Origin of the sequence: Streptococcus sp. AM43-2AT (assembly GCF_003603405.1) — a bacterium.
In the GTDB taxonomy this organism is placed as follows: domain Bacteria; phylum Bacillota; class Bacilli; order Lactobacillales; family Streptococcaceae; genus Streptococcus; species Streptococcus ilei.
This window is the reverse complement of record NZ_QTND01000001.1, coordinates 785,915-799,059: the sequence shown is the minus strand read 5'-3', so window position 1 is coordinate 799,059 and position 13,145 is coordinate 785,915. Positions and strand designations below refer to the sequence as shown.

Below are 13,145 nucleotides of genomic sequence, written 5' to 3'. Positions count from 1 at the left end.
CTGTTCCTAGCGGGAGTGGGAGATGAAGTCAACTCATAGAGGAGTCGCTTTTCTTCCTGCTCCCACTTTTTAGAGGAGAATACCATGAATGTAACCTTGCACGAAGTGGCTCGTGTCCTTGGTGCCCGCAATGATGTCAGTCAATTTGAAGATTTTGTTTTACAGAAGCCAGAATTTGATAGTCGTCTCATTGGTCCGGGGGATCTCTTTGTCCCTCTCAAGGGAGCGCGTGATGGGCATGATTTTATTGAAACCGCCTTTGGAAATGGGGCTGTAGCGACCTTGTCTGAAAAAGAAGTAGAAGGCCATCCTTATTTATTGGTAGATGATGTTCTAGCGGCCTTTCAAAAATTAGCCCAATATGTTTTGGAGAAAAGTCAAGTAGATGTCTTGGCTGTCACCGGTTCAAACGGTAAGACAACGACCAAAGATATGTTGGCTCAACTGCTGTCTACTACTTATAAAACCTATAAAACACAAGGGAACTACAATAATGAGATTGGTCTCCCTTACACGGTTCTCCATATGCCAGAAGGGACAGAGAAGCTTGTCCTTGAAATGGGACAGGACCATCTGGGAGATATCCATCTCCTCTCAGAAATTGCCCATCCAAAAGCAGCCATCGTGACCCTCATTGGGGAAGCTCACCTGGAGTTTTTCAAAGATCGCAAAGAAATCGCTAAAGGGAAGTTGCAAATTGCGGACGGCATGCCAGCTGGTGGCTTACTTCTAGTGCCAGCCGATCCCATTGTAGAGGAATTTTTGCCGAGCCAACAAGAACTTGTGCGATTTGGGGAAGGAGCAGATATCCGCATTACCAAGTTGGACGAACGCAAGGACAGCTTGACCTTTGAAACGAATTTTTTAGAAGAAGCCATTGATCTTCCTGTAACAGGCAAATACAATGCGACCAATGCTATGATTGCTTCCTATGTTGCCCTAAAAGAAGGAGTCAGCGAAGAGGCCATCCGTGCAAGTTTTAAAGGCCTAGAGCTTACGAAGAACCGCACAGAATGGAAGAAGGCAAGTAATGGAGCGGATATCTTATCCGATGTCTACAATGCCAATCCGACGGCTATGCGCCTAATTTTAGAAACCTTCTCGACTATTCCTGCCAATCCAGATGGCCGAAAGTTGGCAGTCTTGGCGGATATGAAAGAACTAGGGGAGCAATCCATTGATCTCCACAACCAAATGATTCTTAGTCTTTCACCGGATGTCTTGGATACGGTTATTTTCTATGGCCAAGACATTGCGGGCTTGGCTCAGTTAGCGAGTCAGATGTTCCCACTCGGACATGTCTATTATTTCAAAAAGACCGCTGAGGAAGATCAGTTTGAGGACATGGTCAAACAAGTCAAGGAAAGCTTAAAAGAGCAGGACCAAATCCTCATCAAGGGAAGCAATTCCATGAATCTAGCCAAATTGGTAGAGGAGTTGGAGAATGGCGAGTAATAATGTGCTAAAGAACATTCAGCGCTTGATTTCAATCACTAATACAGGCTTAGCGTTCTCAAAAGATCCATTTGATCAAGAGCGCTATCAGGATATTCGTGCCATTTTACAGGATCTTGTGAGAGAAGCGACTGATTTGAATCCACAAGAATTATCGGATTTGTTTCGCCCGACAGACCATTACGACACTCCCTTGATTGATGTTAGGGCATGGATTGTCAAAGATGGAAAACTTTGTCTGGTGAAAGGTCAGGGAGAAGAGACCTGGGCCTTGCCGGGTGGCTTTGGTGAGGTTGGCTATTCTCCGACGGAAAACATTTTAAAGGAAATCCAAGAAGAAACGGGCTATTCTGCGCGTGTAATCAGATTGTTGGCAGTATTTGATACCAATCGCTACCAATTGCAAAGTCGCCAATATGTGAAATTGGTATTTGAATGTGAATTATTAGATGGAAATTTTGAAAAGAACCAGGAAATTTCCGACCTTGCCTTTTTTGAGAGAGAAAAAATACCTGCTCTTTCTACCAAGCGCAATACAGAAGAACAATTGAACTTCCTTTGGGAGGTCTATGATGGGAAACGAGATTTGTATTGTGATTAAAAACGATCTATAAATTAAAGGAATATGAAAATGACACTTTGGGATTTATTGTTTACAAACCAAAAATCAGCCCCACCTGAATTTGGGCTCTGGTATTTCATTCTGCCAACTTCTTTGTTGGTGGTTGGCTACTTTTCCATTAGATATGCACAGTCCAAAAGCTACCAACGCTTTTGGTATTGGGCACAGTTGATTCAAGTCTTGACCATTAATGCTTGGTATATTCTTGCCCACATGCCGTTGACGGATAATTTGCCATTCTATCATTGCCGCTTGGCCATGCTAGTGATTCTTTTTGCACCTAGAGGGACCTATATCAAGCAATATTTTGCTCTCTTGGGAGTTCTAGGATCGATTGCGGCCTTGGTTTACCCAGCCTTTGATCCCTTCCCTTTCCCTCATATCACCGTTCTGAATCTAATTTTTAGCCACTGGGCCTTGCTTGCCAATAGCTTGATTTATCTGCAAGATTATTATCAATCTGAAAAACAAGACAGTTTGAGAATTTTCAAGATTACCTTTGGCATGAATGCCTTGATTTTCTTGGTCAACCTTTTGACGAAAGGGGATTACGGCTTCTTACGGCGTCCACCCATCATTGGGGACCATGGTGCTCTCTTGAACTACCTTTTGGTTAGCTTGGTGATGGTAGCTGGAATTTGCTTGGTCAACCAGCGTTATAAGTACAAATACAAGATGGTTGAAGAGACGGTCGTTTCACGTTCAGAATAGAAAATTGATGAGCTGAGGTTAGGAAATCATGCCACTTTGGGATTTATTTTTCACCAGTCAACCAACGGCCCCTCCTCAATTGGGAGCTTGGTACTTTTTGTTGCCGGTCTCATTGATGGTGGTAGGCTATCTGTCTATTCGATTTGCTTCTTCCAAAGGCTATCAAAACTTTTGGTATTGGGGGCAATTGATTCAGTTGCTGATAATCAACTCTTGGTATATTGCAGCACATTTGTCTTTTTCAGAGAGCTTGCCCTTCTATCATAGCCGGATGGCTATGTGGATGATTCTTTTGGCTCCTAAGGGAAGCTTCAAGCAATATTTTGCTCTTGTTGGTGTCTTTGGGTCCATCATGGCCTTGGTTCATCCCGTCTTTTATCCCTATCCTTTTCCTCACGTATCCTCGATCAACAATGTTTTTGGCCACTGGGCCCTCTTGGCCAATTGCTTGATCTATCTGGTCCAATTCTACCAAGTAGAAGAAGGAGATGCTTGGAAAATCTGTCAGATGACCTTTGGTGTCAACGCTATTATTCAGCTTGCTAATCTCGTAACGGGTGGAAATTACGGCTTTATGCGTCGTCCTCCTGTAATTGGCGATCATGGGCTCGTGCTCAATTACTTGATCGTGACTATCCTGATGACAGGGACCCTCATCCTGATCAATCATCTTATTAAGTCCAGTAAGAAAAGAAAAAGAACATCTGAATCCGTTTAATAAGGAGACCTTATGCATCATTTTTTTACAACTGAATCCACTGTACCACCTGTTATACCGCTCCTTTGGTATGGGGTCATGGTTCTTTTAATCGTAATGGCAGTATGGGCTTCATTACGTTACTACCAAAATGAACAATTTCGGAAGATCTTTCGAAACCTACAAATATTTCAATTGATCTGTCTCTATATCTGGTATTTTGCTTTTCAGCTTCCCTGGTCCAATAGTTTACCCTTGTACCATTGTCGTTTGGCTATGTTTGCTGTCTTGCTGTTGCCAGACCGATGGAAGAGCAAGCAGTTCTTTGCCTTGATGGGAGTGAGTGGAGCGATCTTTGCCTTGGGCTATCCAGTCTTTGATCCCTACACCTTCCCTCATATTACGAGCTTTTCTTTCCTCCTCGGGCATTACTGTCTTTTGGTTAATTCTTTGATTTATCTCTTGAGATGCTATGATTCGAGCCTCTTAAAAAATCGAGAGATTGTTCTCTATACTTTCGTTTTGGATCTATTTCTAGTCGGCGTCAACCAAGTCACTGGAGGGAATTATGGACTCATGGCCCGGCCACCGATTATCAAAGGGGACAGCCTCTTGGTGAATTACGTCGTGGTCTCTAGCATCTTAGCAGCAGCCTTGCTTCTCTTTAATGTATTTTTCAGTCGTAAGCCTGCAAGAGAAAGAGTTCTTCGATAAAAAGAAAAAGGAGGGTGGGACCATCAGTCTCAGCCTTCTTTTAGTTAATAGGAGTTTGAAATGAAGAGGTTTTTACTAGTCATTGGTATATTGTGTGCCTTTTTTTGTACGGTTAGTCCGGCTCAGGCAGATGATGAAGTTCGCTATTCGATAGAATCCTATGTGGGACACCTCCACTTGCAGGAAGATAGCCAGGCGACATTTACGCAAGAGATTACCTACATTTTTTCAACAGGCTATAATGGGCAGTATGTAACTTTAGGGAGTGTAGATCCCCTTCCCAAAGGATTTAAAATCCATGAAAATCCTCAAGTGGAAGCCTATGTGGATGGGGAAAAACGAGAGATCCGTGTAGAAGAATCGGATCTCGGAAATGGACGTTTATTAAAAATCTACAATTCGAGGATTGTTGGTGGCAAAGTTACCATCAAGGTTGTATGGAAGATTGATCATATTCTAGAACTGTATTCCGATATCGCCGAGCTCAATTGGTTCCCTATTTCAGATGGGGATGAGGACGTAGAAAAATTAGATTTTTATGTGGATGGCTTGGATGCCAAGCAGGGAGACTTGTATGCTCATACCGGTTATTTTAATCCACCAGCCCAGATTGAACGGACTGAGACTGGCTATCACATTCAGTTATGGAACTTCCCAAAGAATGGAAAATTGGAGCTCCACGCATACTGGCCCATGACAGAAGCTCTACGTCGAGGCCAATCTAATGAGATTAAAAAGGAAAAGGGAAAGGATAAATTTCTTAAAAAAGAAAAATCCATTCAACAAAAAACAGTCATCTACAAGACACTGTTTCTCAGAGTCATTCCAATTGTAGCAATTCTTTTATTTGTTCTAGCTTTCATTCCATGGATCCGCTATATGATCAGTACCAGAACTCGTCGGATTGCAAAGGGAGTACGATTATACGAACCTCCACAGAATTTGCCACCCTTTGTCCTAGCCAAGGCCTTGTATCAACTTGATTTTGAACAGATGGTCATGTCTAGAGAGAAAGGTCAACTAAAATTTAATCATCTCATCCAAGCAAGTATTTTGGATCTCATTGATCGAGGAAATCTTCGTTTGACGAGAGATGAAAGTGGAGGGACCTTGATCTGTCTTCACCATGAAGGCTTGGCTGATTTTGAATTGAAGTTTATTGAAATGATCTTTGATCAAGAAACTGAAATCAGGATCAGTGAGGTGTTCTCGAAATATAAAATTAATCAAGCAGCCCTAAAAAAGGATTTTCGAGCTGCTAAAACAGACACACAAAGAGATCGTATTCGAAAGGTCGGAAGTGACATTCAATCACTTTTAAAAAGGGATGCCCAGCAATTGTCAAAAGGTGTTGAAAAGGAAATTACGAAATTAGGTTTGCCCTCTTATTTTAGAGACTTATCTGAAAAAGAAGAAGCTTTTTCAAAAACAGGCTGTGCCTTACATTTTTGGATCTTACTGATCTTGTTTGTGAGCATGTGTTTCTTATCTTTTGGATTTGGTTCATACCTATCTTCATTCTATTTTTGGACTATTTTATGTTTGATTTTGTTATTCATTCCATTTTATATTGTTATGAAACTTCGTGAAGATCATCTACAATCCTTAGAGAACTTGGATTCACAATTTGAATGGATGGCCTTTCGAAATATGATTGAAAGTATTCCAAATTTCAACCAAGCAGAACTTGAGAGTGTTGTCCTATGGAATCGTATCTTAGTCTATGCGACCTTGTATGGCCAAGCTAAAAAAGTGAGTCAGGTACTCCAAAATCATCAGATTTCCGTGCCATATGAAGACTGGGACACTGTTCTTTGGCTAACTTCTTCTCCAAATACCTATTTAGATGGCTCTACCTTAATGAGCTATGCAGATGATTCCTATAGTGTTTCAAGCTTCTCTATTAACTCCTCAGATGGCAGTGGTGGCTTTGACGGCGGTGGATTTTCTGATGGCGGTGGTGGTGGAGGATTTGGAGCCTTCTAATAGCCCTTGTGATTGAATGAAGTCTGGGATGTAGAACCATTGTAGTTCTCCCTCAGGCTTTTAATTTATAAATACACTGATGATTGAAAAAAGGCTCTATTTCCGCTATAATAGGTTAGTTAAGGTAAAAGGAGAGAACCAATGTAGAAGGATCCTGCTTACTAAAAAATATGCTTTTAAAAAAATAACTGAGGAAGAAAGAATGACAATAACTGACGAAATTAAAAAACGCCGTACCTTTGCCATTATCTCTCACCCGGACGCGGGGAAGACAACCATTACTGAGCAGTTGCTCTACTTTGGGGGAGAGATTCGGGAAGCTGGTACTGTTAAAGGAAAGAAAACAGGAAACTTTGCCAAGTCTGACTGGATGGATATCGAGAAGCAACGTGGGATTTCAGTAACCTCATCTGTCATGCAGTTTGACTATGATGGAAAACGGGTCAACATCCTTGATACCCCAGGGCACGAGGACTTTTCAGAAGATACTTATCGGACCCTGATGGCGGTGGATGCTGCGGTCATGGTAGTGGACTCTGCCAAGGGGATTGAGGCCCAAACTAAGAAATTGTTTGAGGTTGTCAAACACCGTGGGATTCCAGTCTTCACTTTTATGAATAAACTGGACCGTGATGGTCGTGAACCACTAGATCTCTTACAAGAATTGGAAGAAGTATTGGGCATCGCTAGTTACCCGATGAATTGGCCAATCGGGATGGGGAAAGCCTTTGAAGGACTCTATGACCTCTATAACCAACGTTTGGAACTTTACAAAGGGGATGAACGCTTTGCCAGTCTAGAAGATGGGGACAAACTCTTTGCCAACAACCCATTCTACGAACAAGTAAAAGATGATATCGAACTTTTGCAAGAAGCAGGAAATGAATTTTCAGAAGAAGCAATTTTAGCAGGTGAATTAACTCCTGTCTTCTTCGGTTCCGCTCTTACCAACTTTGGTGTGCAGACTTTCTTGGAAACCTTCCTCAAGTTTGCTCCAGAGCCACACGGACACAAGAAGACAGATGGAGAAATTGTCGATCCTTATGACAAGGACTTTTCAGGATTTGTCTTTAAAATCCAAGCCAATATGGACCCTCGTCACCGAGACCGGATTGCTTTTGTTCGGATCGTGTCTGGCGAATTTGAGCGGGGGATGAGTGTCAATCTGCCTCGTACTGGTAAGAGTGCTAAGCTATCTAATGTAACCCAGTTTATGGCAGAAAGCCGTGAGAATGTCACCAATGCCGTAGCAGGAGACATCATTGGGGTTTACGATACCGGTACGTATCAGGTTGGGGATACGCTGACTGTTGGAAAAAACAAGTTCGAATTTGAACCACTGCCAACCTTTACCCCTGAAATCTTCATGAAGGTATCTGCCAAGAATGTCATGAAGCAAAAATCCTTCCACAAAGGGATTGAGCAATTGGTGCAAGAAGGAGCCATCCAGCTCTATACCAACTACCAAACAGGCGAATACATGCTGGGAGCTGTTGGTCAATTGCAGTTTGAAGTCTTCAAACACCGGATGGAAAATGAGTACAATGCCGAAGTGGTCATGAGCCCAATGGGTAAAAAGACCGTTCGCTGGATCAAACCAGAAGATCTAGATGAACGCATGTCTTCAAGCCGAAACATCCTGGCCAAAGACCGCTTTGACCAACCTGTTTTCCTCTTTGAAAACGACTTTGCTCTCCGTTGGTTTGCAGACAAGTATCCAGACGTGGAGTTGGAAGAAAAAATGTAACTCAGTACCAACAATTGGAACTAAAGTTCCTAATTGTTGAACGCTAGTCGCTATTTGGCGAACTAGCTAACTGCCTCACTAACTACGTTTGGCAAATGGAATCGATTTGCCAAACTTCGTGTCGTAGTGTAAAAATTGCTTTACCTAAACACTTCACTAGGAAAAGTCCACGAATGATATCGATTCGTGGATTTTTCCGTCGTAACAGAAAGGAAGCGAACTAGCTAACTGCCTTACTAACTACGTTTGGCGAATAAAATATATAAATTGAAAAAACAGCTCACTTGAGCTGGTTTTGGGATGAAGACAAACTTCCATTTTACATAAAAAATCAAGTGATTTTTCAATAAATAAAAATAATTCCATATTTTTATAGTCATTAAAGCCAGTACTGAAACTTTCCGCTGTGAGAAAAATGCTTGAAACAATGTTGTTTCAAGCACTCGGGAGTTTTGAAACCTTAGGTTCAAAACTAAGTCATGGAACTTCGTAGAAGTTCGCTGACGTCCGTACTCACTTAAGGAAAGTTTCTAAGAATATTTTTTCTTTAATAAAAAACCAGCTCAAGTGAGCTGGCTTTTTATTGTTCTGTAATGAGGAGTCTTCCCAAAAATTCTTGTAAGATAAAGAAGACAATTAGGCTGGCAATGGTCTCGCCTAAGAAGGACGAGCTATTCACAATCAGTGAGTACAGGTAGGCACTTTGGCCAGCTGGAGCATAGCTTCCCCAGAAGATGACACCTGCAATATAGTGAATTGTGTAACGTGCAAAACCACCCAAGATGACTCCGACTGTGATATAAGTAAGCGTCTGTAGTCGTTTCTTATCTCTGATAGCCTTGTCAAGCGTAGGTTTGACAATTCCACTCAGTCCAATCAAGCTGAAGGCTACAAAGTATTCTAAGAAACCTTGGATTGGAGTCAACCAACCACCAGCTGCTTCCCCAGTTACGACTTGCAGCAAACCCCAGATGAATCCACCCATGGCACCAGCCTTCACGCCCCAGCGGAAACTGAGGAGAAAGATGGGAACCATCTTAAAAGATAGAGAAATCCAAGGACCTAAGGACATCGGTTGAGTAACCAAATCCAAAATATAAGCAATGGTCGCTAAAAGAGCAACCTCAATCATTGGTCGAACCGTAGTTTTCGACATAAAAAAACCTCCTATACCAATCGTTTTGATTGGCTCATTTGTTGCCACACCAAAACGACGTCATAGAAGTTCTCTATTTCATTCTGTTTTGAGACACATCCCTACGCAGGTCCTAACCTGATCAGGTGGTAAGAGTTTAGGCCAGTAACGAACACTTTGGGTATTCCATCTAGCCAATCTCAGCAGCTGCTCCTCTTGTGACTCTTTCATTATACTATCAAAAAAACGTTCCCGCAACTTTTTAACTCGCAAAAAATATGGTATAGTTATTAAGATAGAAAATGCACAAGTTGTGGAGGAAATAATCATGGGTATTTTTGCAGGTTTGATGGGCAATGCTTCTCAAAAAGACGTCGATAAGGTTGAAAAAGATTTAGGGGATATCCTAGTTCCAGGTGAGCAGGTAACTCTGGCTTTTAGTTTGATTCGTGACTTGATTGTCTTTACTGAGTACCGTCTGATTTTGGTGGACAAGCAAGGAATGACAGGGAAGAAGACATCATATAAATCCCTTCCTTATCGTTCTATTTCGCGTTTTTCAGTAGAAACATCTGGTCATTTTGATTTGGATGCTGAATTAAAAATTTGGGTTTCATCAGCTGTAGAACCATCAGAAACACTTCAATTTAAGAGCGATAATAGTGTCATCGAAATCCAGCAGGCCTTGGCAGCAGCTGTTTTGCGTTGATAAAAAATAAATTTAAACAGTCTTCATCTAGCGATTCCGGATGATCGGTAGGAGCACTGGCAGATAAGGTAAAGAGGAAACGAAATGTTCGTTGAAAAAAAGTTAGGAGATGGCCGGAGTTGGATTAATATTGATTCTGACTTGATTGCGGAAACCTCCCAGTTGTACCAAAAGTATGGTATTGATCAAGAAACCATTGAATATGCATTGGATAAAAATGAACGTGCCCATATGGATTACAACCGTGAGAATGGGACCGTAACCTTTATCTATAATGTCTTGGACATGGAAAAGGAAAAGGAATATTATGAAACCATTCCGATGACCTTCATTGTCCAGGGGCCACGTCTTGTGACTATTAGTAACCGAGACAACGCCTATATTATTGCACAAATGGAACGCTATGTCGATAATCACGAGAGTTTATCGACCTTTAAGCTTTTATTTGCAGGGCTTGAGATGATTAGTAATGCTTATTATCCGATTATTGAGCGTCTAGATAAGCACAAGGATGAAATCACTCGTCTCTTACGAAAAACGACAACTAGTAAGAACCTTTATGCTCTTTCTGACGTTGAAACAGGTATGGTCTATCTGGCATCCGCTGCCAAGCAAAATCGCATGCTCTTGGAACATATCAAGGCTCACCTCATCTACCGCCAATTTGATGATGTTGAAAAAGAACAGTTTGATGATGCCATGATCGAGGCCAGACAGTTGGTATATATGACGGAGTTGAACAGTCAAGTCTTGCAACAGCTATCTAGCTCCTACAATAACATCCTAAATAACAATCTGAATGACAATTTGACCACCTTGACCATCTTAGAAGCTCTGTTAGCGGTCTTAGCAGTTGTCACTGGTTTCTTTGGAATGAACGTTCCATTGCCGTTTACTAACGATCCTAATGCATGGCTGTATATCTCCATTGCAAGCTTTGTACTCTGGATCATCTTGTCGCGTATTTTGCGCTGGATTGCCCATAAACGATAAAAAAGAGAGGTAGGGAAGAAATTCCTTACCTCTTTCGTATCTTGGCTATTTCAGAAAATCCTTCATTTTTAACTCTGCCTCCCCTAAGAAGAAGAGGCAGTTTTGATACAAGTGATCGACTGTACATAATCTTCTTGGAAATAGTAGGAGTAGATTTAAAAGTACTGAGTGGATTATAAACAATTTATAATTGGATAGAATCATTGAATCAGTTAAATGAACGAAGCATTTTAATCATTCTGAAATATCCTAAATACTAAATTCATTATACATACTTTTATTTTAAAAATCAAGAAGACAATCCAAAAATAAAAGTGGATTTTTTGTGAGAAAAAATTTTAGAAAGCCTATTATAAGGCTGTTTTTTTGAGATGGTTCAAAGTAAAGAAGAGACTTCACAGTCTTTTATATTATTGCAAATTAAAAAGGAAATGAAAAAGGAGGCATACTAATAAATCAAAGATGGAAAGAACTTTTTTGAAAGGGGTTACGCAATAAAAAAACTTTTAATCTGTTTCGTTTTACTATCTTTTAACCCAGGTCTGTGGTATACTAGATAAGTTGCAAAGAAAGCAGTACTTTTCTTTCGTGGAAAAGAAGCAACACGATCTTTCATAAAAGTTGAAAGTACGTCATGACAAGAAAAGTATAAACTAAGCGCTATAGGATGGCTTCGCACCATCTTTAGAAAGAAGAATAACGTGAAATTTAATGAATTTAATCTTTCTGCTGATTTGTTAGCAGAAATTGAAAAAGCAGGATTTGTAGAAGCAAGTCCTATCCAAGAGCAAACCATTCCTTTGGCTCTTGAAGGTAAAGATGTAATCGGTCAAGCACAGACTGGTACAGGGAAAACAGCAGCCTTTGGCTTGCCAACCCTTGAAAAAATTCGTACAGAAGAAGCAACTATCCAAGCTTTGGTCATCGCCCCAACTCGTGAACTGGCTGTTCAAAGCCAGGAAGAACTCTTCCGCTTTGGTCGTAGTAAGGGTGTGAAAGTCCGTTCAGTATACGGTGGTTCAAGTATTGAAAAACAAATCAAAGCTCTTAAATCAGGGGCTCACATCGTTGTAGGAACACCAGGTCGTCTTCTAGACTTGATCAAACGCAAGGCCTTGAAATTACAAGATATTGAAACTCTCATCCTTGATGAAGCAGACGAAATGCTTAATATGGGATTCCTGGAAGACATCGAAGCCATCATCTCACGTGTCCCAGAAAATCGTCAAACTCTACTCTTTTCAGCAACCATGCCTGATGCCATCAAACGTATCGGTGTTCAGTTCATGAAAGAACCTGAGCATGTCAAGATTGCTGCTAAGGAATTGACAACAGAATTGGTTGACCAATATTATATCCGAGTTAAAGAACAAGAAAAATTTGACACCATGACACGTCTTATGGATGTTGATCAACCTGAGTTGTCAATCGTTTTTGGTCGTACCAAACGTCGTGTAGACGAGTTAACTCGTGGGCTGAAAATCCGTGGTTTCCGTGCAGAAGGGATTCATGGAGATTTGGACCAAAACAAACGTCTTCGTGTCCTTCGTGATTTTAAAAATGGCAACCTCGATGTCCTCGTTGCAACAGACGTTGCTGCTCGTGGTTTGGATATCTCAGGTGTGACCCATGTCTATAACTATGATATTCCTCAAGACCCTGAGAGTTATGTTCACCGGATTGGTCGTACAGGGCGTGCAGGTAAGTCAGGTCAGTCAATTACCTTCGTTTCACCTAATGAAATGGGTTATCTCCAAATCATTGAGAACTTGACTAAGAAACGCATGAAAGGCCTCAAGCCAGCAAGTGCAGAAGAAGCCTTCCAAGCTAAGAAGCAAGTAGCTCTTAAGAAAATTGAACGTGATTTTGCTAATGAGGAGATTCGTAGCAACTTTGAGAAGTTTGGCAAGGATGCTCGTCAATTGGCCTCAGTATTCAGCCCAGAAGAATTGGCTATGTACATCCTTAGCTTGACAGTTCAGGATCCAGATAGTCTTCCAGAAGTTGAAATTGCGCGTGAAAAACCATTGCCATTTAAACCATCTGGTGGTGGATTTGGCGGAAAAGGCAAGTCTGGTCGCGGTGGCCGTCGTGGGGATGACCGTCGAGATCGTGATCGCCGTAGCAATGGTCGTCGTGATGATTATCGTAAAGGTGGACGCTCAAAGGATCGTTTTGATAAAGAGAAGCGTTACCGTAAGGACAATAGAAAACCACGCAATACTTCAAGTGAGAAGAAAACAGGCTTTGTGATTCGGAACAAAGGAGATAAATAAAAAATACAAGGGTAAACAGACGTTTACCCTTGTATATTTATAAGGAGACCGAAATTCGTAAACAAAACGTTTGCTATCACAATGTGGTAGCGCTATCAAT

At 41.3% G+C, this 13,145-nt stretch carries 11 protein-coding genes and 1 riboswitch; of the genes, 10 read left to right on the top strand and 1 reads right to left on the bottom strand.

Translation table 11 applies throughout. The annotated features are described in order from the left end of the window. Positions 1-84 precede the first annotated feature (84 nt). The 7 genes from murF (at position 85) to DW930_RS03880 (ending at position 7,932) form a co-directional block, all read left to right on the top strand. Positions 85-1,455: a UDP-N-acetylmuramoyl-tripeptide--D-alanyl-D-alanine ligase gene (gene murF / locus DW930_RS03910; protein WP_123159375.1), complete on the top strand. Its 1,371-nt coding sequence runs from the start codon at positions 85-87 to the stop codon at positions 1,453-1,455. Further along, the gene (locus DW930_RS03905) at positions 1,445-2,056 is read left to right on the top strand and encodes an NUDIX hydrolase (RefSeq protein ID WP_023022628.1); all 612 of its coding nucleotides are present in this window, start codon (positions 1,445-1,447) and stop codon (positions 2,054-2,056) included. Before murF ends, DW930_RS03905 begins: the two co-directional genes overlap by 11 nt. 30 nt (positions 2,057-2,086) lie before the next feature. Continuing rightward, the gene (locus tag DW930_RS03900; RefSeq protein WP_123159374.1) at positions 2,087-2,788 is read left to right on the top strand and encodes a YwaF family protein; all 702 of its coding nucleotides are present in this window, start codon (positions 2,087-2,089) and stop codon (positions 2,786-2,788) included. 28 nt (positions 2,789-2,816) lie between these two features. Continuing rightward, a complete protein-coding gene (locus tag DW930_RS03895) occupies positions 2,817-3,506 on the top strand; it encodes a YwaF family protein (RefSeq protein ID WP_123159373.1) in 690 nt (229 codons plus the stop codon). A 12-nt stretch (positions 3,507-3,518) separates the two neighbouring features. Continuing rightward, positions 3,519-4,199, top strand: coding sequence for a TIGR02206 family membrane protein (locus DW930_RS03890; RefSeq protein ID WP_023026563.1), 681 nt, complete (start codon positions 3,519-3,521; stop codon positions 4,197-4,199). Positions 4,200-4,259: 60 nt separating this feature from the next. Continuing rightward, positions 4,260-6,185, top strand: a complete 1,926-nt coding sequence (locus tag DW930_RS03885; protein ID WP_123159372.1) for a DUF2207 domain-containing protein — start codon at positions 4,260-4,262, stop codon at positions 6,183-6,185. Between the two features lie 202 nt (positions 6,186-6,387). Then, positions 6,388-7,932 (top strand): peptide chain release factor 3, encoded by a 1,545-nt coding sequence (locus DW930_RS03880; protein WP_123159371.1) that lies wholly within the window; start codon positions 6,388-6,390, stop codon positions 7,930-7,932. A gap of 580 nt (positions 7,933-8,512) precedes the next feature. Here the strand turns inward: DW930_RS03880 and thiT are convergent. After that, positions 8,513-9,088 (bottom strand): energy-coupled thiamine transporter ThiT, encoded by a 576-nt coding sequence (gene thiT / locus DW930_RS03875; RefSeq protein WP_123159370.1) that lies wholly within the window; start codon positions 9,086-9,088, stop codon positions 8,513-8,515. Positions 9,089-9,169: 81 nt separating this feature from the next. Continuing rightward, positions 9,170-9,294: riboswitch (TPP riboswitch) on the bottom strand. A 101-nt stretch (positions 9,295-9,395) separates the two neighbouring features. On the opposite strand from thiT, the gene DW930_RS03870 reads away from it, so the two are divergent. From DW930_RS03870 to DW930_RS03860, 3 genes are all read left to right on the top strand, one after another. Next, positions 9,396-9,776 carry a PH domain-containing protein gene (locus DW930_RS03870; RefSeq protein ID WP_006596927.1) on the top strand — a complete coding sequence of 127 codons (381 nt, stop codon included), beginning with the start codon at positions 9,396-9,398 and terminating at the stop codon, positions 9,774-9,776. An 84-nt stretch (positions 9,777-9,860) separates the two neighbouring features. Beyond that, the gene (locus DW930_RS03865; protein ID WP_123159369.1) at positions 9,861-10,769 is read left to right on the top strand and encodes a magnesium transporter CorA family protein; all 909 of its coding nucleotides are present in this window, start codon (positions 9,861-9,863) and stop codon (positions 10,767-10,769) included. A gap of 701 nt (positions 10,770-11,470) precedes the next feature. After that, entirely contained in the window at positions 11,471-13,045 is a 1,575-nt protein-coding gene (locus tag DW930_RS03860) for a DEAD/DEAH box helicase (protein ID WP_123159368.1), read from the top strand. Positions 13,046-13,145: the final 100 nt, after the last annotated feature.

What these genes read in the sequence shown, in the direction of transcription:
- DW930_RS03885 (WP_123159372.1), top strand. Translation starts at nt 4,260, where the DNA reads ATGAAGAGGTTTTTACTAGTCATTGGTATATTGTGTGCCTTTTTTTGT.
- DW930_RS03905 (WP_023022628.1), top strand. Translation starts at nt 1,445, where the DNA reads ATGGCGAGTAATAATGTGCTAAAGAACATTCAGCGCTTGATTTCAATC.
- DW930_RS03890 (WP_023026563.1), top strand. Translation starts at nt 3,519, where the DNA reads ATGCATCATTTTTTTACAACTGAATCCACTGTACCACCTGTTATACCG.
- DW930_RS03870 (WP_006596927.1), top strand. Translation starts at nt 9,396, where the DNA reads ATGGGTATTTTTGCAGGTTTGATGGGCAATGCTTCTCAAAAAGACGTC.
- DW930_RS03880 (WP_123159371.1), top strand. Translation starts at nt 6,388, where the DNA reads ATGACAATAACTGACGAAATTAAAAAACGCCGTACCTTTGCCATTATC.
- thiT (WP_123159370.1), bottom strand. Translation starts at nt 9,088, where the DNA reads ATGTCGAAAACTACGGTTCGACCAATGATTGAGGTTGCTCTTTTAGCG.
- DW930_RS03900 (WP_123159374.1), top strand. Translation starts at nt 2,087, where the DNA reads ATGACACTTTGGGATTTATTGTTTACAAACCAAAAATCAGCCCCACCT.
- DW930_RS03895 (WP_123159373.1), top strand. Translation starts at nt 2,817, where the DNA reads ATGCCACTTTGGGATTTATTTTTCACCAGTCAACCAACGGCCCCTCCT.
- DW930_RS03865 (WP_123159369.1), top strand. Translation starts at nt 9,861, where the DNA reads ATGTTCGTTGAAAAAAAGTTAGGAGATGGCCGGAGTTGGATTAATATT.
- murF (WP_123159375.1), top strand. Translation starts at nt 85, where the DNA reads ATGAATGTAACCTTGCACGAAGTGGCTCGTGTCCTTGGTGCCCGCAAT.